General features: G+C 60.1%; 16 protein-coding genes and 1 riboswitch. Of the genes, 9 read left to right on the top strand and 7 right to left on the bottom strand.

The window, feature by feature from the left end:
- Window positions 1-6 precede the first annotated feature (6 nt).
- The 4 genes from glcT (at window position 7) to ptsP (ending at window position 5,303) form a co-directional block, all read left to right on the top strand.
- Window positions 7-852: a glucose PTS transporter transcription antiterminator GlcT gene (glcT, locus tag FFV09_RS03525; protein ID WP_141446397.1), complete on the top strand. Its 846-nt coding sequence runs from the start codon at window positions 7-9 to the stop codon at window positions 850-852.
- A gap of 298 nt (window positions 853-1,150) precedes the next feature.
- The gene (gene ptsG, locus FFV09_RS03520; protein WP_141446396.1) at window positions 1,151-3,208 is read left to right on the top strand and encodes a glucose-specific PTS transporter subunit IIBC; all 2,058 of its coding nucleotides are present in this window, start codon (window positions 1,151-1,153) and stop codon (window positions 3,206-3,208) included.
- Between the two features lie 114 nt (window positions 3,209-3,322).
- Window positions 3,323-3,598, top strand: coding sequence for an HPr family phosphocarrier protein (locus FFV09_RS03515; protein ID WP_141446395.1), 276 nt, complete (start codon window positions 3,323-3,325; stop codon window positions 3,596-3,598).
- Window positions 3,591-5,303, top strand: a complete 1,713-nt coding sequence (gene ptsP / locus FFV09_RS03510) for a phosphoenolpyruvate--protein phosphotransferase (protein WP_141446394.1) — start codon at window positions 3,591-3,593, stop codon at window positions 5,301-5,303. The genes FFV09_RS03515 and ptsP overlap by 8 nt, the downstream gene beginning before the upstream one ends.
- Window positions 5,304-5,512: 209 nt before the next feature.
- Here ptsP and def read toward each other — a convergent pair whose 3' ends face one another.
- The 4 genes from def to gcvT form a co-directional block, all read right to left on the bottom strand.
- Window positions 5,513-6,112: a peptide deformylase gene (gene def, locus FFV09_RS03505; protein WP_141446393.1), complete on the bottom strand. Its 600-nt coding sequence runs from the start codon at window positions 6,110-6,112 to the stop codon at window positions 5,513-5,515.
- 197 nt (window positions 6,113-6,309) lie between these two features.
- Complete coding sequence (gcvPB, locus tag FFV09_RS03500; protein WP_141446392.1) at window positions 6,310-7,818, bottom strand: aminomethyl-transferring glycine dehydrogenase subunit GcvPB; 1,509 nt, start codon at window positions 7,816-7,818, stop codon at window positions 6,310-6,312.
- Window positions 7,815-9,170: an aminomethyl-transferring glycine dehydrogenase subunit GcvPA gene (gene gcvPA, locus FFV09_RS03495; protein WP_281288472.1), complete on the bottom strand. Its 1,356-nt coding sequence runs from the start codon at window positions 9,168-9,170 to the stop codon at window positions 7,815-7,817. The genes gcvPB and gcvPA overlap by 4 nt, the downstream gene beginning before the upstream one ends.
- On the bottom strand, window positions 9,167-10,339 hold the full coding sequence (gene gcvT, locus FFV09_RS03490; RefSeq protein ID WP_141446391.1) for a glycine cleavage system aminomethyltransferase GcvT: 1,173 nt from the start codon (window positions 10,337-10,339) through the stop codon (window positions 9,167-9,169). Before gcvT ends, gcvPA begins: the two co-directional genes overlap by 4 nt.
- A 257-nt stretch (window positions 10,340-10,596) precedes the next feature.
- Window positions 10,597-10,736, bottom strand: a riboswitch (glycine riboswitch).
- Between the two features lie 244 nt (window positions 10,737-10,980).
- On the opposite strand from gcvT, the gene gcvH reads away from it, so the two are divergent.
- From gcvH to pulA, 5 genes are all read left to right on the top strand, one after another.
- On the top strand, window positions 10,981-11,373 hold the full coding sequence (gene gcvH, locus FFV09_RS03485) for a glycine cleavage system protein GcvH (RefSeq protein WP_141446390.1): 393 nt from the start codon (window positions 10,981-10,983) through the stop codon (window positions 11,371-11,373).
- A gap of 6 nt (window positions 11,374-11,379) precedes the next feature.
- Window positions 11,380-11,802 (top strand): SMI1/KNR4 family protein, encoded by a 423-nt coding sequence (locus FFV09_RS03480; protein WP_141446389.1) that lies wholly within the window; start codon window positions 11,380-11,382, stop codon window positions 11,800-11,802.
- Window positions 11,803-11,943: 141 nt separating this feature from the next.
- The gene (locus FFV09_RS03475; RefSeq protein ID WP_141446388.1) at window positions 11,944-12,786 is read left to right on the top strand and encodes an SDR family oxidoreductase; all 843 of its coding nucleotides are present in this window, start codon (window positions 11,944-11,946) and stop codon (window positions 12,784-12,786) included.
- A gap of 190 nt (window positions 12,787-12,976) precedes the next feature.
- Window positions 12,977-13,567 carry a GNAT family N-acetyltransferase gene (locus FFV09_RS03470; RefSeq protein WP_246098461.1) on the top strand — a complete coding sequence of 197 codons (591 nt, stop codon included), beginning with the start codon at window positions 12,977-12,979 and terminating at the stop codon, window positions 13,565-13,567.
- 221 nt (window positions 13,568-13,788) lie between these two features.
- The gene (gene pulA / locus FFV09_RS03465; protein ID WP_246098460.1) at window positions 13,789-17,661 is read left to right on the top strand and encodes a type I pullulanase; all 3,873 of its coding nucleotides are present in this window, start codon (window positions 13,789-13,791) and stop codon (window positions 17,659-17,661) included.
- Between the two features lie 818 nt (window positions 17,662-18,479).
- On the opposite strand, the gene FFV09_RS03460 is transcribed toward pulA, so the two are convergent.
- From FFV09_RS03460 to FFV09_RS03450, 3 genes are read right to left on the bottom strand one after another with little or no spacing between them, the layout of a single operon-like run.
- Complete coding sequence (locus FFV09_RS03460; RefSeq protein WP_141446387.1) at window positions 18,480-19,574, bottom strand: Gfo/Idh/MocA family protein; 1,095 nt, start codon at window positions 19,572-19,574, stop codon at window positions 18,480-18,482.
- Entirely contained in the window at window positions 19,558-20,574 is a 1,017-nt protein-coding gene (locus tag FFV09_RS03455; protein ID WP_141446386.1) for a helix-turn-helix domain-containing protein, read from the bottom strand. The genes FFV09_RS03460 and FFV09_RS03455 overlap by 17 nt, the downstream gene beginning before the upstream one ends.
- On the bottom strand, window positions 20,575-21,576 hold the full coding sequence (locus FFV09_RS03450; RefSeq protein ID WP_141446385.1) for a Gfo/Idh/MocA family protein: 1,002 nt from the start codon (window positions 21,574-21,576) through the stop codon (window positions 20,575-20,577).
- Window positions 21,577-21,714: the final 138 nt, after the last annotated feature.

The following is a 21,714-nucleotide window of genomic DNA, read 5'->3' as shown; positions in this document are numbered from 1 at the left end:
AGCGGAATCAAGCGGATGCTGGTGTCCAAAGTATTGAACAACAATGTCATTATTGCGGACGATCCGCAGTACGGCGAAGTGGTCGCGATCGGAAAAGGGATCGGATTCGGACGGGCGGAGCGGGATTCGATCGAGCCGGAAGCGGCCGAGAAAATGTTTATTTTGCGCAGCCGGCGCGAGCAGGAGCAGTACAAGCAGCTGCTGCCGCAGGTCGACGAGAAGCTGATCGAAGTGATGAACGAAGCGATCCAGACGATCGGCGCGCGCAGCGCTTCGCCGCTCAACGAGCATATCCACGTCGCGCTGACCGACCATATCGCGTTTGCGCTCAAGCGGATCGAGCAGGGCATCATGTTCCAGAATCCGTTTCTGTACGAGACCAAAGAGATCTACCCGGAAGAATACGAGCTGGCCGAATACGTCGTGGGGCTGATCGAAGACCGGCTGGGCACGTCGCTCGGCCCCGACGAAGTCGGCTTCGTGGCGCTGCATATCCACAGCGCGATCACGAACCGGCCGATCGGCGAAGTGCGGGGACATTCGGAGCTGATCTCGGATCTGGTCGATCTGATCGAACAGAATATCGAAGGCGGCCTGAACCGGGGCAGCCTCGATTATTCGCGCCTGCTGACCCATCTGCGCTTCGCGATCGAACGGGTATGCCGCGGAGAGGAAGTCCGGTCCACCAACCGGCTGGAAGAACTGCTCGCGCGCGAGTACCCGGAGATGTATTCGCTCGCCTGGAAGCTGACCAAAGTGATGGAGAAAAGGCTGGGCCTGCCGGTATACAAAGCCGAATCCAGCTATTTGACCGTGCATCTGCAGCGTCTGGCCGACAAAGAAGCGTTATAAATTTTGGGTGTGAAAGGGCTTGCCAAGCTCTTGGCGCTTTGCTATAATGACCGACGTAAGCCAACTTAAAACGATCTTTGTAACGATGTGTCACTGATACGATCAGGCATGAATCGATACGGAGAATAAAACGCATACTCTTGAACAGGACCGATCTATACCCGGGGGTCCGTGCAGGAGAGTATTCCTTTTATTTTTCGTGCGTTCATGCCTTTTTTGCGTCTTCCGAAGGCACTTTCGTTCGGGATCGGTCGAAAACAAAGAAAATCAAATACACAACAAGAGGAGTTGCGCATCGATGTTCAAGAAATTGTTTGGACTTTTGCAGCGGGTCGGCAAAGCGGTCATGCTGCCCGTCGCCATCCTGCCTGCGGCAGGTCTGCTGCTGGCGATCGGCACGCTGCTGGTCAGCCCCGACTTCCTGGAACTGGCTCCCATGCTGGACGTCCAGTGGGTACAGTCGGTAGCGACCGTATTGATGAAGGCGGGCGACATCGTCTTCGCCAATCTGCCGCTGCTGTTCGCGGTCGGCGTCGCCGTCGGCTTGTGTGACGGCGAAGGCGTCGCGGGCCTCGCGGCTATCGTCGGCTTCCTGATCATGAACGTGACGCTTGGCGTCGTCGTCGGCGTAACGCCGGCGCTGACCAGCGAAGCGGGTCTCGGCTATGCGAGCGTGCTCGGCATTCCGACGTTATCGACCGGGGTGTTCGGCGGTATCATTATCGGTATATTGGCCGCGGCCATGTACAAGCGGTTCTTCCGGATCGAACTGCCGTCGTATCTCGGCTTCTTCGCCGGCAAACGTTTCGTTCCGATCATGACGGCCGCGATGTCGATTCTGGTCGGCCTGCTGCTCGTCATCATCTGGCCTCCGATCCAGCACGGCCTGAACTCGCTGTCGAACGTCATGATCAACGGCAACCCGACGCTGTCGGCGTTCGTCTTCGGCGTCATCGAACGTTCGTTGATCCCGTTCGGCCTGCATCACATTTTCTACTCGCCTTTCTGGTACGAATTCGGCGAATACGTCAACAAAGCGGGCGAAGTGTTCCGCGGCGACCAACGGATCTTCATGGCGCAGATGCGCGACGGCGTCAAATTCACGTCCGGCATGTTCATGACCGGCAAATTCCCGTTCATGATGTTCGGCCTTCCGGCTGCGGCATTGGCGATCTACCATGAAGCCCGTCCGGAACACAAGAAGTACGTAGCCGGCATTATGGGTTCCGCGGCGCTGACTTCGTTCCTGACCGGTATTACCGAGCCGCTGGAATTCTCGTTCCTGTTCGTGGCTCCGATCCTGTTCGGTATTCACGTTATCTTCGCGGGTCTGTCGTTCATGACGATGCAGCTGCTCGACGTGCATATCGGCATGACGTTCTCCGGCGGCCTGATCGACTTCCTGCTGTTCGGGGTACTGCAGAACCGTACGCCGTGGTGGAACGTCATCATCGTCGGCCTCGTGCTGGCGGTCATCTACTACTTCGGATTCCGCTTCGCGATCCGCAAGTTCAACCTCAAGACGCCGGGCCGCGAAGAACCGACCGAAGAGTCGGCGAACGCTTCGGCGAGCAAAGGCACGGCCGGCGAACTGCCGCAGAACATCTTGTCGGCGCTCGGCGGACGCGAGAACATCTCCAACCTGGACGCCTGCATCACGCGTCTTCGCGTTCAGGTCAACAACGTCGGCAGCGTCGACAAAGACCGCCTGAAGACGCTCGGCGCCGCAGGCGTGCTGGAAGTCGGCAACAACATCCAGGCAATCTTCGGCACCCGTTCCGATACGATCAAATCGCAGATCCAGGACATCATGTCCGGCCGCACGCCGGTCGAAGCGCCGGCCGCGGCCGTGGAACTTCCCGAGAAAAACGCAGATGCCGCCCAAGCGGTGGACGTGCTGAACGAAGAAATGATCGTGTCGCCGGCCAACGGCGAACTGCAGGACATTTCCAACGTACCCGATCCGGTCTTCTCGCAGCGCATGACGGGCGACGGATTCGCGGTGCTGCCTTCGGACGGAAATATCGTGTCGCCGGTCAACGGAACGATCTTCAACGTGTTCCCGAGCAAGCATGCGATCGGTATCATGTCGGAAGGCGGCAAAGAAATTCTGGTCCATATCGGCGTCAATACCGTTAAACTTAAAGGCCAAGGGTTTAATGTATTGGTAGCGGAGGGCGATGCCGTCATGGCCGGACAGCCGATTCTCGAAGTCGACCTGGCTTACGTGCAGGAACATGCCCCTTCGATCATGACTCCGGTTATCTTCTCCAACCTGCCGGAAGGCGCCAAGGTTACCCTGCTCAAGAGCGGCACGGTCAAAGCGGGAGAAGAAAACATCGTTTCGATCAAGTAATCGAGCAAAAAGAAGTCAAACGTGCAAAAAGTAGGCAAGCGTGCAAAATGCAAGCAGGTAAGCTATAATAAGTATGGTTACTTTAAAAACAGAAGACATTGGAGGAATTCAATCATGGAAAAAACATTCAACATCGTAGACGAAGACGGTATCCACGCTCGCCCGGCAACGGCGCTTGTCAATACGGCTAACAAATTCAAATCGACGGAATCGTTCGCGGAAGCCAACGGCAAACGCGTTACGCTGAAATCGATTCTGGGCGTTCTGTCCCTCGGTCTGGAAAAAGGATCGACGCTGACACTGATCACGCAGGGCGAAGAAGAAGGCGCGGCTCTCCAGGCTCTGGAAGACGTTATGGTCGGAGAAGGTCTGGGCGAAGTCAATGCTTAATATTTCCGGAATCGCGGCTTCGGCCGGCATCGCTATCGCTAAAGCGTTTCGCCTGGAGCATCCGGATTATACCGTAACGCAAAAAACGGTTAAAAATGCTGAAGCGGAAATCGCCAAACTCGACGACGCGCTTGCGAAATCGCAAGTCGAGCTTGAGCGGATCAAAGAACGTACGCTTCAGGAACTCGGTGCCCAAAAAGCGGAGATCTTCGAATCGCATCTGCTGATTCTGAACGATCCCGAGCTGATCAGCCCGGTCAAAGACATGATCACGAACGATCAGGTCAATGCCGACTACGCGCTCAACGAGACGTCCAAACAGTTCGTTTCCATGTTCGAGAACATGAAGAGCGTGTATCTGCAGGAACGCGCAGCCGACATGAAGGACGTGACCAAGCGCATCTTGGGCCATCTCCTCGGTCTGAACGTGCAGAACCCTGCGGAGATCAGCGAAGAAGTGATCGTCATCTCCGAAGACCTTACGCCTTCGGATACGGCGCAGCTGAACCGCAAATACGTCAAAGGCTTCACGACGAACATCGGCGGACGCACATCCCACTCGGCCATCATGGCCCGCTCGCTCGAAATTCCGGCCGTAGTCGGAACGAAGAACGTGCTGGAGCAGGTAGAGCCGGGCGATCTCGTCATCGTCGACGGTCTCGAAGGCCAGATCATCGTGAATCCGAGCGATGAAGTGGTAGCCGAATATCGCGACAAGCAGGTCAAATACGACGAGCAGCGCGCCGAATGGCGCAAGCTGCGCGAAGAGCCGACCGTATCGACCGACGGCGTCCACGTCGAACTGGCAGCCAACATCGGCACGCCGAACGACGTGGCCGGCGTGATCGATAACGGCGGCGAAGCGGTCGGTCTGTACCGGACCGAATTCCTGTACATGGGCCGCGACAAGCTTCCGTCCGAAGACGTGCAGTACAACGCATACAAGACCGTGCTGGAGAAAATGGCCGGCAAGCCGGTCGTCGTCCGTACGCTCGACATCGGCGGCGACAAGGAACTGCCTTATCTCGATCTGCCGAAAGAGATGAATCCGTTCCTCGGCTTCCGCGCGATCCGGTTGTGCCTGGATCGTCAGGACATCTTCCGCACCCAGCTCAGAGCGCTGCTGCGCGCAAGCGTACACGGCGATCTGCGCATCATGTTCCCGATGATCGCGACACTCGTCGAGTTCCGGGACGCGAAGGCGCTGCTTGAAGAAGAACGCGCGAACCTGATCGGCGAAGGCGTAGCCGTCGCCGACCATATCCAGCTCGGCATCATGGTCGAAATTCCTTCGACCGCCGTACTGGCCGACCAATTCGCGAAGGAAGTCGATTTCTTCAGCATCGGCACCAATGACCTGATCCAGTACACGATGGCCGCGGACCGTATGAACGAACGCGTCTCGTACCTGTATCAGCCCTACAACCCCGCTATTTTGCGCCTGGTTGACATGGTTATCAAAGCGGCGCACAAAGAAGGCAAATGGGCCGGCATGTGCGGCGAAATGGCCGGCGATTCCGTCGCTATTCCGCTGCTGCTCGGTCTTGGCCTCGACGAATTCAGCATGAGCGCCACGTCCATCCTGCCGGCGCGCAGCCAGATCTCCAAATTGTCCCGTGCGGACATGCAGGAACTGGCCGCGAAGGCACTGGAATGCGGCACGGCTGAAGAAGTCGTCGCTCTTGTCGAAGCGATCCAAGTCTAACGATCGTTTTCACGTATTTCGTACCATTCGTTCGATCCGCAAGATCTCTGTTGCTCCGGCGTGTTCGCCGAGCATCTTGGCACGCCGAAGCTGCGTCCGTCCGGTTCCCTGTGGGAGCCGGATTTTTTTGTTTGCCGCGGAAATATCCGCAAGCTTGTTTATTTTTCCGCAAAAAAAGAACCGGCAGACTTCTGCCGGTTCCCCGCCGCTTACCACAGGCTCTGAATATTTACGCCTTTGGGCTCCGCCTGCGGATCGCTTTCGTTAATATGGTCGTAGAACATGACCCCGTTCAGGTGATCCAGTTCATGCTGCATGACGATCGCGGGATAGCCTTTGAGCTTCAGCAGCACTTCCTTGCCGTTCTCGTCGTACGCTTTGAGCTTGATCTTCTCGTAGCGCGGCACGATGCCTTCGACCGGACGGTCGACGGACAGGCAGCCTTCGCCGTCCGGCAAATACGTCATCGCCGCCGAATGGCTGACGATTTTCGGATTGAACAGCTTATGGGCGTACAGCGTCGGATTCTCTTCTTCGTCTTCCATGATGTCTGTGAACAGCACGGCGAACATGCGGCGGTCGAGGCCAACCTGGTTGGCGGAGATGCCGACGCCGGCGCGCAGGCCGTATTGCTCGGCCAGTTCGTCGTCCTGGCTTTCTTCGAGATAACGCATCATGGCGTCCATCGCGTTGCGGTCCGCATCGGAGAGCGGGAATTTCACTTCCGCTACCTTGCGGCGCAAAATGTCATGACCTTCGCGGACGATATCGTCCATGGTGATTCGGTAACCTTTATCTGTGAGTGACATAATCGTGAGATCCCTCGGCTTCCTCAAAATGTGTTGGGGTGAAACGGAAAAGGCCGCCGGCTTTGCGTCTTGGACGCAACAGGCGGACCTTCTTCTATTATGAAGCGGGGCGTGGCAAAAGAAAAGCCGCTTTTCCGGAAAAGTCCGGAAAGCGGCGGGGGAGAAAGGGATATACACACGCAGGATTCGGGATCGGCTTAGCTGCAGGCGCAGTTCAACACCGGTTTGCGCGCGGCGTTCGTCTCGTCGAGACGGGTAACCGGTGTCGTGTACGGCGCATTCAGCAGCAGTTCCGGATTTTCCTCGGCTTCGCGGGCGATCCGGATCATCGTGTCGATAAATCCGTCGAGCGTTTCTTTGCTTTCCGTCTCGGTCGGCTCGATCATGATGCACTCTTCGACGTTGAGCGGGAAATAGATGGTCGGCGGGTGATACCCGAAATCGAGCAGCCGCTTGGCGACGTCCAGCGTGCGCACGCCGTATTTTTTCAGGCCGCTGCCGCTCATGACGAATTCGTGTTTGCACGGGCCGGCGAACGGCACTTCGTAATGGTCTTTGAGGCGGGCCATCATGTAGTTGGCGTTGAGCACGGCGCATTCGGAGACGCGGCGCAGGCCGTCCGGGCCGTATGTGCGGATATAGGCGTACGCGCGCACGAGAATGCCGAAGTTGCCGTAATACGCTTTGACGCGGCCGATCGAAGTCGGCGACGCGGCGGCAAAATCGTACGAGCCGTCTTCGAGCTTCTCGACGACCGGAGCCGGCAGGTACGGGATCAGGATCGACTTGACGCCGACCGGACCCGCGCCGGGACCGCCGCCGCCGTGCGGCGTGCTCATCGTTTTGTGCAAGTTGAGATGCACGACGTCGAAGCCCATGTCGCCCGGGCGGGTAATGCCCATGATCGCGTTGGAGTTGGCGCCGTCGTAATAGAGCAGGCCGCCCGCTTCGTGCACGATCTGCGCGATTTCGACGATTTGTTCTTCGAACAGTCCGAGCGTGCTCGGATTGGTCAGCATGAGAGCGGCCGTGTCGGAACCGACGGCGGCGCGCAGCGTGTCGAGATCGACCATGCCTTTGGCGTTCGACGGAATGGTCACCGTCTCGAAGCCGGCCACGGTCGCGCTCGCCGGATTGGTGCCGTGCGAAGAGTCCGGCACGATTACTTTGGTGCGCTGATGTTCGCCGCGTTCTTCATGATAGCTGCGGATCATCATCAGGCCCGCCCATTCGCCGTGCGCGCCGGCGGCCGGCTGGAGCGTAACGGCGTCCATGCCGGTCAGCGCGGCCAGGTCATTCTGGAGCGTGTACATCAGCTCAAGCGCGCCCTGCGCGCTCGACACCGGCTGATACGGGTGGATCTTGGCGAAGCCGGCGTAGCGGGCCACGTCTTCGTTGATCTTCGGATTGTATTTCATCGTGCAGGAGCCGAGCGGATAGAAGCCGTTGTCCACGCCGAAGTTGCGGCGGGACAATCCCGTGTAATGGCGGATCACGTCGACTTCGTACACTTCCGGCAGAGCGGCGGCATCGCTGCGCTTGAATTCGGCCGGGAGCCAGTCCGCGGCTTCTTCTTCGCTGACCGGCACGTCGCAGTCCGGCAGCGAATAGGCGACGCGGCCGGGGGTGCTGAGTTCGAAAATCAGGGCGCAATCTTCTTTGGCGTCGAGGCCTGTCGGCGTCGTCAGATCGAGGCTCGTGTTCATAGACTTCCCTCCAAAATTTCCGCGAAGCGGTCGATGTCTTCCTTGGAACGTCTTTCGGTGACGGCGATCAGCAGGGCGCTGCCCAGTTCCGGATACTCGCGCGACAGGTTATAGCCGCCGATGAAGCCTTCTTCCAGCAGCTTTTCGTTCAGGGCGTCGATATCTGTGCCTTCCGGCAGCTTCAGCACGAACTCGTTGAAGAACGGCGAAGTGAAAGCGGGCTCCACGTCATGGATCGAACCGAGCTGCTTGGCGGCGTAATGGGCTTTTTTGAGATTCAGGTCGCAGACGTCGATCATGCCCTGGCGGCCCATAACGGACAGGTAGACCGAAGCGGACAAAGCGAGCAGCGCCTGATTGGAGCAGATGTTCGACGTCGCTTTGTCGCGGCGGATATGCTGCTCGCGCGCCTGAAGCGTCAGCACGAAGCCGCGCTTGCCGTTTTTGTCGGTCGTCTGGCCCACGATCCGGCCGGGAATTTTGCGCATAAGCGCTTTGGAGACGGCGAAGTAGCCGCAGGTCGGTCCGCCGTACGAACCGGAGATGCCGAGCGGCTGCGCGTCGCCGACCGTGATGTCCGCACCGAGCCGGCCCGGCGCTTCCAGCAGGCCGAGCGACAGCGGGTTCGCGCTGACGACCAGCAGTCCTTTTTGCGCATGGACGAGTTCGCCGATACTTTTGACGTTTTCCACAGCGCCGAAGAAGTTCGGCGACTGGACGAGTACCGCCGCAGTATCGTCGTCGATCATGTTTTCCAGCTGCTTCAGGTCGGTCACGCCGTTCTCGAAGCCGGCTTCAACCACTTCGATGCCGAGTCCGTACGCGTACGTGCGCACGACCGCCCGGGTCTCCGGATGCACCGTGCTCGCAATAATGATCTTTTTGCGTTTGGTGGCGCCGCTTGCGAGCGAAGCCGCTTCGGCCATCGCCGTCGCGCCGTCGTACATGCTGGCATTGGCGACTTCCATGCCGGTCAGCTCGCAGATGTACGATTGGAACTCGAAGATCGCCTGCAGTTCGCCCTGGCTCACTTCCGGTTGGTACGGCGTGTAGGCCGTATAAAATTCCGAGCGCGAGATGACGTGGTTGATGACGACCGGAACCTGGTGATCGTACAGCCCGGCTCCGAGGAAGCTGGCGTAGCGGTCGCTGTCGGCATTTTTGCCGGCGAGCTGCGTCATATGGCGCAGCAGCGCCGCTTCGTCCAGAGCGCCGGACATCGGCAGCGTGCCTTCGTAACGGACGTTTTTCGGAATGTCGACGAACAGGTCCTCCATGCTCTGCGCGCCTACGGCGGCGAGCATGTCGCGTTCGTTCTGCTCGGTCATCGGAATATAACGGTGCTTTTTCAAGGCGTATTCACTCCTTTTTCGGATGGGGCGTTGTCGGACGGGCTATGTTGAATAAGCGCTTTGTGCGCCGGGGTGTTTTTGTAAAAAGGAGCTTTGACGACTTCGGCCTGCAGCTTCTTGCCGCGGATCTCGACTTCGATCTTCGTGCCGATCGCCGCGAATTCCGCGTCGATCAGCGCCAGCGCCAGATTGCGTTTGAGCGTCGGCGACTGCGTGCCGGTCGTCACTTCGCCGATCCGGCGTCCTGCGGCGAAGACGGGGTAATGCGAGCGCGCGATGCCGCGGTCGATCATCTCCAGGCCGACGAGCTTGCGCGGCACGCCGGCTTCTTTCTGGGCGGCCAGCGCTGCGCGGCCGATGAAGTCGCTTTTGCCGAGCTTGACGAAGTAGCCGAGGCCGGCTTCAAGCGGCGTGATGTCCGCCGACAGCTCCTGCCCGTACAGCGGCAGCTTGGCTTCGAAGCGCAGCGTGTCGCGGGCGCCGAGCCCGCACGGCAGCAGCCCGAACGGTTCGCCGGCGGCGATCAGATCGCGCCAGATTGCCCCGGCGGATTCGGGAGCGGCGTAGATCTCGAATCCGTCTTCGCCGGTATAGCCGGTGCGGGACACATAAGCCGCCGGGCCTTCGAACGCGTTCGTCGCGATGAAATGGAACGGCTTGAGCTCGTCGAGCGCCGGCTCGGCGCACACCTGCTTGAGAATTTCCAGCGAAGCCGGACCTTGCAGCGCGATCAGCGCGGTGCCTTCCGAAGCGTCGCGGAATTCGACCGATTCGGGCAGATGCGACTGGATCCACTGCGCGTCTTTGTCGATATTACCGGCATTGACGACGAGCATATACTGTTCTGCGCCGATCCGGTAGACGAGCAGATCGTCCACGACGCCTCCGTTTTCGTAACACATGAACGTATAGACCGCTTGCCCGTCTGCCAGCGATCGAATATCGCCGGTCGTAAGGACCGATAGGAAGTCTTCGACGCCTTCGCCGCTGAGCATGAATTCGCCCATATGCGAGACGTCGAACAATCCCGCACGTTCTCGCACGGCTTCGTGTTCTTTTTGAATGCCGAAGAACTGAACGGGCAGGTCCCAGCCGCCGAAATCGATGCAGCGGGGTTCGCCGGTCTCCGCATACAGCGGGTAGAGCGGGGTACGCTTGAGAGAAGTCATCGTGTAAGAGTCTCCTTCGGAAATCGGATTTGGTGTTGGATGGCGCGAAAAAGGACAGGTCCCCAAAGACCGGCTCTTTAGGTCGCCGAAGCGAAAAAAGGGCCTGATCGAAAGGGCTCTGTCCTTGATACCTGAGAGTTACCCCGCCGCCGAATTCCGATCAAGTGCGATCGGGACATGCAGCAGGTTTCCCCTTGGGTGATCCGCCTGCGGTCCGGGTTCGAAAATTCCGGCTGCGCGGATGCTCTCCAGAGTGGCGTCCGGCACAGGTCCTTTTGCCTGAGAGATTCACCGCTTGACGCGAGGTCCATAGACCTTGCTCCAATGTTCGGTTTACTCCTTCGGCGGCACCCGCAAAGCCATTCTCGCTTCCGGTGCTCTCTCCCTATGCTTTCACTCGCCTATGCGTCAATCGTCGAACGTTCGTGTTTTGCCAAATGCGGATCAAATGCTTTATCCTAATTATTAAGGGATGCGGCACCCCGTTGTCAACAAAACTTTACGTAGTCCAAAAAATATTGTGAGGAACATTGACACGTCAAATAGGCTGCCGTAAGCTAAAAGCATTGAAAATTCCCGAACAACGCAAAGAGCACATCAGCCGAATGTTCGGCAATACACCGAAATGGAGCGAACTTACAATGAGCGAAGTCAAAGCGGGTTTGTACTATACCAAAGATCACGAATGGGTGGAAAAGCTGGAAAACGGCAATCTGCGTCTGGGCATTACCGATTTTGCGCAGCATCAACTGGGCGATATCGTGTTCGTCGAACTGCCGGAAGCCGGCGCGGCGGTTGAAGCGGAAGGCAGTATCGGTTCGATCGAATCGGTCAAAACGGTCTCCGACCTGTTCTGTCCGGTCGGCGGCACGATCGCGGCGGTCAACGGCGCGCTTGAGACCGAACCGGAACTCGTCAACGGCGCACCGTACGGCGAAGGCTGGATGATCGAAATCGAGCCGGACGGCGCGGCGGAAGGGCTGCTTGCCGGTCTGCTGACGCCCGAGCAGTACGAAGCCGAGCAGGCCGACTGATTCGGGATGACAACCCCGATAAGGCTGGAAGAAAGCGAAGCGCCGATCTCGGCCGCCGATCTGGACGCGCTGGAGCGGCGGTTCGGCTTTGCGTTCCCGCTTTCTTTTAGGACGCAATATTTGAAGTTCAACGGAGGCTACCTGCCGGAAGAGCGGATGGAGCGGCAGCGGATGGCTTTCGGCGGGTTCGAACCGATCCGATACAGCACTCTGCCGGCGGAGACGCTGTATCTCGATCTGCTGGAAGCTTTCCCGCAGCTGGAAGGTCTGTTTCCGTTCGCGCACGATCAGGGAGGCAGTTCGTTTCTGATCGCGCTCGGCGAACGTGCCGACTTGGGCCGGATCTATATTTGGCTCATGGACGGCGAAGAACTGCTGCCTGTCGCCGATTCGTTCGACGAGTTCGTCGACCTGCTGTGGGGAGAGTAGCCAAGGTTTGAAGCCTGCGCGGCGGTCGCGGGCTTTTTTGTCGTTTATCCAATTGTCACGGACCGGCGCCCTGGTTTATGATGGACAGTAAGCGAACACCGTTCCGACACAAACTGGAGAAGTGCGAAGGAGGCGAACGGATTGACGGACAAAACGGCGCTCGTAACGGGAGCGAATTCGGGCATGGGCTTGGCGACTTCCGCCGGTCTGGTCCAAAAAGGGTATCGCGTGCTTATGGCATGCCGCAGCCGGGAACGCGGGGAAGAAGCGCTGGCGCGGATTGGGCAGTCCGGAGGACCCGGCTCGGCGGAACTTGTGCTGTGCGATCTGGCCGATCTGGCTTCGATCCGCCGCTTTGCCGACGACGTGCACGGGCGTATTTCGTCGCTCGACGTGCTGATCAACAACGCGGGCGTCGTCAGCCCCAAGCGGCAGGAGACGAAGGACGGCTTCGAGCTTGCGCTCGGCGTCAATCATCTGGGCCATTTTCTGGCGACGAATCTGCTGCTGGACCTGATCAAGCCGGCCGAAGGCCGGATTGTCGTCGTGGCGTCCGGCGCGTACAAGGCGGGGCGTATCCATTTCGAAGATCCGCATCTGCGGGACGGATACAATGTGGTCAAATCGTACGGCCAGTCCAAGCTTGCGAATATCCTGTTCGCGCGCGAGCTGGCGCTGCGCCTGTATGCGGACGGCGTCGCCGTCAACTCGCTGCATCCGGGAGCCGTGCTGACGCAGCTCGGCGTCAACCGCGGAACAGGCTTCGGGCAGGGCGTGTATCGGGCGCTCGGGCGGATGCCTTCGTTCCAGACGCCGGAAGAAGGCGCTTCGACGGCCGTTTATTTGGCGGACAGCCCGGAAGTGGAAGGCATTTCGCGGGAATACTTTTACCGGAGCCGCCCCAATCGTCTGGACCGCAAAGCGGAAGACGACGAGACGGCCGCGCGCCTGTGGGCCTGGAGCGAGCACGAAGTCGGTCTGTGAAAATCGGCCCGCGGCATGGAGGCTAACGTTGATTCTGACGTCGAGCGGTGCAGCGGGTGTCCAGTTACGCACAACGGTTCTTCGGAGCAAACGGGGTGCAGCCAAGCCAAGCCAAGCAAAGTCCAAACGGGGGAAGTCCAAATTTTGACGGCCGATTCCGATCGGCCCATACGACGATGGGGGAAAAGACATGACGACATCCAAAGAAGCGGCATCCGGTCAACCGGCATCCGATCCAACAGCAGCCAAGTTAGCGGCAGTTGACCCGCAATCATCCGGCCCGGTGCCGGCGATCGAACTGGCCGCGTTCGAAGACCTGCCGGCCATCGTGGACATTTACAATTCGACGATAGCGGGACGCATGGTGACGGCCGATCTCGAACCGATCACGGTCGAGAGCCGCCACGCCTGGTTCGAAGAGCACGAGCCGGCCCGGCGCCCGCTCTGGGTCATGCGGCGCGACGGCCGCGTCGCGGCGTGGATCAGCCTGCAATCGTTCTACGGCCGTCCCGCTTATGACGCCACCGCCGAAGTGAGCATTTACGTCGACGAGGCGCTGCGCGGCACCGGAGCCGGCAGCCGCCTGCTGGAGAAAGCGATCGCGGAAAGTCCGGCGCTCGGCGTGAATACGCTGCTCGGCTTCGTGTTCGGACATAATGTGCCGAGCTTGAGACTGCTGCAAAAATACGGGTTCGAATCGTGGGGCAATCTGCCGCGCGTGGCCGTATTGGACGGAGTGGAACGGGATCTCGTCATTTTGGGGCTGCGCCTCAACCCGTAACGGCGGTCCGAAGACCGCGGCAAAAGAACGGAGTGTCGACGACACTCCGTTTTTTCATAGGCGCAGGAGGTTTTTTTTAGGCAAAAAGTGTAGAAAAAGTGCGTCCGTTAGGCGATTTGCGTCCAATATAACTAGGAAGCCGGGCGGCGTGCGCAGCCGCTGCGCCGCATGCCCGCAATATCGCATGGACAAACAAGATTTTGGAGCGAGGGGGAAGGGATATGACCGATATGCTGAACTTTAACGATACGCTGGACTGTCCCGATTTCGAAGCTTATCCCTACGGGGATTTGGGACTGACGTTTTCGCCGCAGTACTGCACGTTCAAGGTGTGGGTGCCCGGCGCGGAACAGGTGCGGATCGCGATTTACGAAGACGCGGGCACGTACGGAGCCGACGGGCGGGTGACCGACCATTCCGGCGGACGCGAACTGACGATGGAAGAAGACGAGTACGGGGTATGGAGCATCGTCGTGCCGGGCGATCTCGAAGGACATTATTACCTCTATCACATTACGTACAAAATCGGCGAACACGAGAACAGCCGGTACGTGGTCGATCCGTACGCCAAAGCTTCGTCGGCCAACGGCCAGCGCGGCGCGATCGTCAACATGAAGCGTACCGATCCCGAGAATTGGGAGAACGATCTTCGCCCGCCGCTTCGGCATGCGGTCGATTCGGTCGTCTACGAGCTGCATGTGCGGGACTTTTCTTCTTCGGAAGACGCGAAGATGAACCATTCCGGCCAGTATCTGGCGTTTGCCGAGAGCGGCATCCGGACCCGTGAAGGCCGCAAGATCGGGATCGACCATCTGGAAGAACTGGGCGTGACGCACGTCCATCTGCTGCCCGTGTACGATTACTGCACGCTCAACGAATGCGACGTGACGCCCGATGCGTACAACTGGGGGTACGATCCGCAAAACTACAACGTGCCGGAAGGTTCGTATTCGTCCGACCCGCACAATCCGGAAGCCCGGATCCGCGAGTTGAAAAAGATGGTACAGGCGCTGCATGCCCGGGGCATCCGCGTCGTCGTGGACGTCGTGTTCAACCATACGTTTTCGGTCGAAGACGGGCCGTTCGATCCGGTGGTGCCGGGCTATTATTACCGGTTCAACAAATACGGGCAGCTCAGCAACGGTTCCGGCGTCGGCAACGAACTGGCGACCGAACGCCCGATGGTGCGCAAATACATTCTCGATTCGCTGCTGTACTGGGCGGAAGAATACCATATCGACGGGTTCCGGTTCGACCTGATGGGCCTGATCGACACGACGACGATGCGCACGGTCGCGTCGGTGCTGCACGAGAAAGTCGATCCGACGATTCTGATCTACGGCGAGCCGTGGACCGCGCTGGATTCGCCGCTGCGCGAGCTGACGCTCAAAGGGTCCCAGCAGGGCGGAGGCTTCGCCGTGTTCAACGACAACTTCCGCAACGCGCTCAAAGGCGACGGCGACGGCTGGGGAACCGGCTTTATCAGCGGCGCGCCCGGCAAGGAAGGCGAGGTTGCGCAGGGACTGCGCGGATCGGTCCACGATTTCGCGGCGGAACCGGCGGAGAGCGTCAATTACGTCACTGCGCATGACAACCTGATTCTGTGGGACAAGCTGGTCAAGTCGCGCGGACAGTGGGAAGCGGCGGGGCTGATCGAATTCGACAACGGCAAGCCGGCGTCGGGCCAGACGGCGGCCGAAGCGGTCGCGGCCTGCGATCCGCACCGTATGCTCGGCGAAGATCCGCTGGAACATGATCTGGTCAAAAGACAGCTGCTCGCCTACGGGCTCGTGCTCACTTCGCAGGGCATTCCGTTTATCAGCGCGGGCGACGAGCTGCTGCGCAGCAAATTCGGCGACCATAACAGCTATCGCAGCCCGGACGCGGTCAACGCGATCCGCTGGAACAACAAAGACCGGTTCTATCCGGTCACGGATTATATCCGGGGACTGATCGAGCTGAGACGCTCGCACCGGGCGTTCCGCCTCAAGACGCGCGGCGATATCGAAAAACATATGGACGTGTTCCGCATGCACGGCGGAGTGGTCGGCTTTACGCTGAACGACCATGCCGGCGGCGACTTGTGGCGGACGATCGCCGTTGTGCACAACGCGACGGAATCGGAGCAGGGCATCGAACTGCCGGCGCGCGGACGGCCGTGGAAGATCGTCGTCGACGGACGCCGGGCCGGCACGCAGGTGCTGGGCGAGACGGGCGATTACATAAGCGTGCCGCCGCTGTCGAGCCTGGTGCTGTACGACGAAGAAGACGATTACGTGCCGGAGCCGGCGCAGCTCGAATGGGAAAACATGCCGGGCGTTGTCCAGCCCGGCGAGAAAGTGTTCCTGCACGCGACCGTGCGGGATCAGCGCGGGCGCCGCATGCCCGAAGTGCCGGTCTCGTACCTGTCTTCCGATCCCGAGAAGATCATCATCCGGCGCGACGGTTCGGCCTGGACGATCGGGCAGGGCCGGGCGCTGATCACCGCGGTCTGCGGCGATATGCAGAGCAGCACGGCGATTCTGATCGAGCGCCGCACGCTGCACCAGCTCGGCATCGCCATGGAAGACGAAGTGCGCCGCCTGTACGTCGGGCGCAGCCTCAAGCTGCGGGCCGAACCGAAAGATCCGTTCGGCAACCCGATGTCCGCTTCGCGCCTGGAATGGCGTTCGAGCGATGTCGGCATCGCGACCGTCAATCAGGCCGGCCGCGTAACGGGCATGCGCCCGGGCCGCGCGGTTATCTCGGTGTCCGGCGACGGCGTGCAGGCGCAGCTGGCGCTGAAAGTGCGCGAATATACGCCGCGCAAGCTCATTCTGGAATACGAGCGCGAAGATCTCGATTACGCGGGCTGGAATCTGTGGATGTGGGGCGCTTCCTTCGGCAGCCGGCGCGTCGATTTCCTCGGCGAGCAGGGCGGCGTGGCGTCGGTGCTGCTGGAAGTGGCACCCGATGCTGCGAGCCTCGGCTTTATCGTCCGGCATGAAGAATGGGAGAAAAAAGACATCGCCGCCGACCGCTACATCGACCTCGGCGTCATTACCGGAGGCTGGGTCCGCATCCGGATTCGCAGCGGCGAATTCCGCGTCTCCGCCGAAGCGCTGAACGAAGCCGATATTCCGGCGGAGCAGGAGAAGTTCGAGCGCTGGCAGCTCGAAGCCGACGAGCGCGCGGAGCAGGCGGCCCGAGCGGCCGAAGCTGCGGAAGCGGCGGCGGATCGCGAATCGGATAGCGAAGTGGGCGGAGACGGAGATGAAGTCGGCGAGGCGACTGGATACGGCGACGCGACCGGAGACCGGGTTGAAGACGCGGGCGGAGATGAAGTCGGCGAGGCGACTGGAGACCGGGTTGAAGACGCGGGCGGAGATGAAGTCGGCGAGGCGACTGGAGACCGGGTTGAAGACGCGGGCGGAGATGGAGTCGGCGAGGCGACTGGAGACCGGGTTGAAGACACGGGCGGAGATGGCGAAGCGGGAACCGGCGATGCAGCCGGGGAGAGCGGAGATTTCGGCCGGGCCAAGGAGGGCGAACAGGCGGACTGGGTTGAAGGCGCTGATCGAACCGAAGCGGCCGAACAGGCGGATTGGGTCGAAGAGGTGGATCAGGCTGAGGATGGTGAACAGTCGGATTGGGTCGAAGAGGCCGATTGGACGGACGAGGCCGAACAGGCAGGTCGGATCGAAGGCGCGGATCGGACCGAACAAGCCGAATCGGCGGATCTGACTGAAGATCCGGCTCGGGCTGACGAGCACGGCTCGACCGGGCCGAATGTCGAAGGCGCGGAAGCGGCCTCGGCAGATCCGCACGTCACGGATGCAGCGGCCGAAGCGGAAGCCCAGTTCGCTCGGGTCTCCGAAGCCGAACTGTCGTCTGTTCAGGCCGACGAAGGCTACAGCGAACCGGCACAGCCGAGCGCGGCCGGCTCCGATCACGCCGACGGCGAAGGCGCGCAGCGCCGGGCTTCGCAGCAGCCGGAGTCCGAACACACTGCCGGTGAAGGGGAACGCCCTGCAGCCGACGAACAGGCCGGCGAAGGCGCGAATGACGGCACCGAAGCGCCAAAAGACGGCCAAGACCGCGGCGCAGGCATCTAAGCGGCGGCCGGAGAGCTGCCCGACAGGCGGCGTTCCAAATATCGAACAACCCGACTCTCCATATGGAGAGTCGGGTTTTTTTGGCGTATTCCGTAACGAAGAAGATCGCACAGGGCTGCGACGTTACGCAAACTTCGGCAGCCCGATCACGTTCCGTGCGAAGACGGCCTGATCGAGCGTGAAGTCTTTGTCTGATCTCCTCAATCTTGATCCGCAGCAGCAATAACTGCGTAAATCCACTTATTTTCGCTCAAAAGCCGCCCGGATCGAAAATAACTGCACAGATCCACTTATTTTGCGGAAAAAAGAGCTTTTCGCTGCCCGAGCGATGAAATAACTGCTCTCTCGCAGTTATTTCTCGCGGCGTAGGCGGCCCGAAGAAAATAACTGCCCTCACGCAGTTATTTCTCACAGTACTAGCGGACGGAAGAAATTAGCTGCTCCCACGCATCTATTTCTCGTGTCTGTTTGGAAAAGAACACGTGCAAGTACAAAATTTGCCTACACCCACTTTAGAATTGGGAAATCCGCCCTTAGATAATCTTCTTTTTACACAATCGTCTAATAATGAAAAAACAAGAAGCAGGCTCTTCCAAAGAGCCTGCTTCTTGTTTGCCTATAAACCGTGCCTGTCGCGCTACTCGCGCCGCCGAGTCCCCGTGCTTGTCGCGTCCCCCGCGCTGCCACGTCCCCGTGCCTGTCGCGCTACCCGCGCCGCCACGTCCCCGTGCCTGTCGCGCCACCCGCGCCGCCGCGTCCCCGTGCCTGTCGCGCCACCCGCGCCGCCGCGTCCCCAGTCCCGCCGCTTCAGCAGGCCTTTACCCTTCCGACTCGTCAAAATACACCGCTTTGCCCGTACGGGCCGATTCGTAGATCGCTTCCAAAATTTCCGAGACGACGCACGCCTGTTCCGGCGTGACCGTCGGCGTCAGGTCGTGCTGGATCGCTTCGATCCAGCGGAACATTTCCACGTCGGCATCGCTTTGCGCGCTGCCTTCGTAGAAGGCTGCGCCGCCGGCGGAGAGGTCGACTTCCTTCGTGTACAGTCGGCCGAATTCTTCGCCGTTGATGCGCAGGCCATTCTTCATGTCCGCGCCGCCTTCGCTGCCGCTCAGGCTGCATTTGGCTTCGTCCACGTCGAGCGAGTTCAGCGCCCAGCTGGATTCCAGCGTGACCGTCGCGCCGTTCTCCATGACGATCATGCCGAACGCCGAATCTTCGACCTTGAATTCGGCCGGGTTCCACGGTCCCCAGGCGTTGGCCGCGTTCTCGCGTTGGGACAGCTCGTGGTACTTCGTGCCGAGCACGACTTTGGGCTTGTAATTGTCCATCATCCACAGCGTCAGGTCGAGCGCGTGGGTGCCGATATCGATCAGCGGGCCGCCGCCCTGCTTCTCTTCGTCGAGGAATACGCCCCAGGTCGGAACCGCGCGGCGGCGGATCGCGTGGGCTTTGGCGTAGTAGATATGGCCGAGCGTGCCGGCTTCGCACGCTTTTTTCAGATGCTGGCTGTCCGGGCGGAACCGGTTATTGTAGCCGATCGTCAGCTTTTTGCCGCTGCGCTCCGCCGCCTGTACCATGCGGCGCGCTTCGGCGGCCGTTTTGGCCATCGGTTTTTCGCACATGACGTGCTTGTCCGCTTCGAGCGCGGCGATCGAGATCGTCGCATGCGATTCGTTCGGCGTCAGGACGTGCACGATATCGATCGAAGCGTCGCGCAGCAGTTCGGCGTAATCGGTATAGACGGCGGCGCCTTCGGCTCCGTATCGGGATGCCGCTTCGGCTGCGCGTTCCGGCACCAGATCGCAGAAAGCGACCAGTTCGACGTTGTTCAATTTGCTCAGGCTCGGCAGATGTTTGCCGTTGGCGATTCCGCCGCAGCCGACGATGCCGATTTTATACGTTTGGCTCATAGATATTCACCTCGTTTGGGGAGTGGTCGATCTGTCCGGGCGGCGTGTCGGCGGGATGCCGGTGCAGCTCGGATTGCTTGGCTTTGCGGTAGACGGACGGGGACGACCCCATTCGTTTGCGAAAAACGGTATGCAGGTAAGCGGCGGTCGAGAAGCCTTCGAGTTCCGCGATCCGCTCGATCGACAAGCTGCCGGTCCGCAGCCGGTCGCAGACGGCCTGAAGACGGATGTCTTCCAGCACGCGGCTGAACGGCCGCTCGCGATCGACGCCGCGGAAAATGCGCTGCAGCTGCCGCGGGCTGAGATCCAGCTTCTCCGCGACGTCTTCCAACCGCAGGCCGGACGTGTAATTCGCTTCCATGTAGCGGACAGCGTAATCGTAACGGTAAGCCGCCATGTCGCGGCTGGGCGCTTCCGTGCCGGTATCGCCGGAATCGTACGCCTGAATCGTTTTGAGCAGAATGCCGATCACCTGCATGCGGATATCGGTATAATAGCCGATCCGTTTGCTCTCGCACGCTTCGTACGCCTGCAGGAAGCACGGCATGGCGCCGTGGCTGTCGGCGGCGGGACGCAGCGGCAGCGCATTGAGCTTCTGCATGCATTCTTCGGCTTCCGCCGCTTCCCACGGATCGACGGAAGGATTGGGCCGGCGCACGATATCGACGTGCAGGCACAGCTCGTCCATCGCCTGGGCGCCGTCGGCTTCCTGATAATGCATGACGCCCGGCCCGGTCAGATACAGCAGCCCTTCCGACAGCGAGTGCGGCTGGTCGCCGAGAATGACCCGGCCCGCTCCGCGCGGAATGAAATGGAACTCGTACGTCGAATGATTATGGAAATTGATGATGCGCCCCGGCTCGAACGACGTCAGATGGAAGCGCAGCACGCGGATTTCGTAATGGCCCCAATGGACCGCAATATCAAGCCGCTCCAGAATGTCCCCTTTGTCGAACATGGCTTCGTAAGGGAACCCGGCGCGCGCGAAACGTACTGTCATCTACAGATCCAGCTCCCTCGGCGACACGACGCGTTTTTCGCGCGCGGAACGGTTGGAAGCTTCCATCAGCGAAGAGAGTTCGACGGCCGCGGCCATGTTTTCCGCAGCGGTCGTACCGGTCTGAATATGCCGCACCCACTGCTCGAAAGCGCTCTCCCGATTCGGCGGCAGAATCTGCTCGGTCCAGTCGGCAAGACTCTCGTCGCGTTTGGAACGAAGCAGCAGCTTGCTGTCTGGCGTGCCGTACAGAAGCGTCCCTTCCGTGCCGTGCACTTCGATCGTGAACGGCGAATGCGCGTTGACGAAGCCCGCTTCGACCGAAGCGATCGCGCCGGAGGCCGTGAACAGCGTCGCCAGGGCATTGTCTTCGACTTCGCGGTCCGTGACATAGCCGAAGTTTGCGCTGACGCCGGTGACCGGTTCGCCGAGGAACAGGGCGGACAGGTACATCGGGTGGCAGCCGAGATCGATCAGCGCGCCTCCGCCGCACTGCCGGGCATCGTAGAAGTGTTCGGGCAGCCAGCCGGCCAGCGCCCCGTCGTGGGAGAGCCGCACCCGCACGTACGTGACCCGGCCGAGCAGCCCGCGTTCGAGGATGTCCGAGATCGCAAGCGTGTAGCCGTCGTTCAGGCGCGGCAGCGAGACGGTCAATTTGACGCCGGCACGTTCGATTTCGGCCACGATGTCCGCTGTCTCCGCCGCGGTCGTCGCAATGACTTTTTCCGTAAACACATGCTTGCCCGCCCGCGCCGCCGCGACGATCACTTCTTTGTGGCGGTTCGTCGGCGCGTCGACGATCACCGCGTCCACGCTGCCGGAAGACAGCATGTCTTCAAGCGTCTCGTAATAAGGCACGCCGAGTTTCTCGGCCGCTTCGCGTCCGCGCTGCGGCACTTCGTCCCAGACGGCCGTTATTTCCGTATCGCCGTGTTCTTGAGCCTGACCGATATAATCCCAGGCGTGCACGTGCCAGAGACTGGCTTTGCCTATGCGAATCGTCAATGTGTCGTCCTCCTGTAATCCGTATCTAAAATTCTGACATTTCCCTCCTTAAAATAGCATAGCGTTCTTCCGAATTCACTAAAACGTCGCGACATTTCCTGTTCAATATCGCGACATGAATTTCGAACCGCGGCGCAA

This window comes from Saccharibacillus brassicae (genome assembly GCF_006542275.1).
In the GTDB taxonomy this organism is placed as follows: Bacteria; Bacillota; Bacilli; order Paenibacillales; family Paenibacillaceae; genus Saccharibacillus; species Saccharibacillus brassicae.
This window is presented reverse-complemented; position numbering and strand designations above follow the sequence as displayed.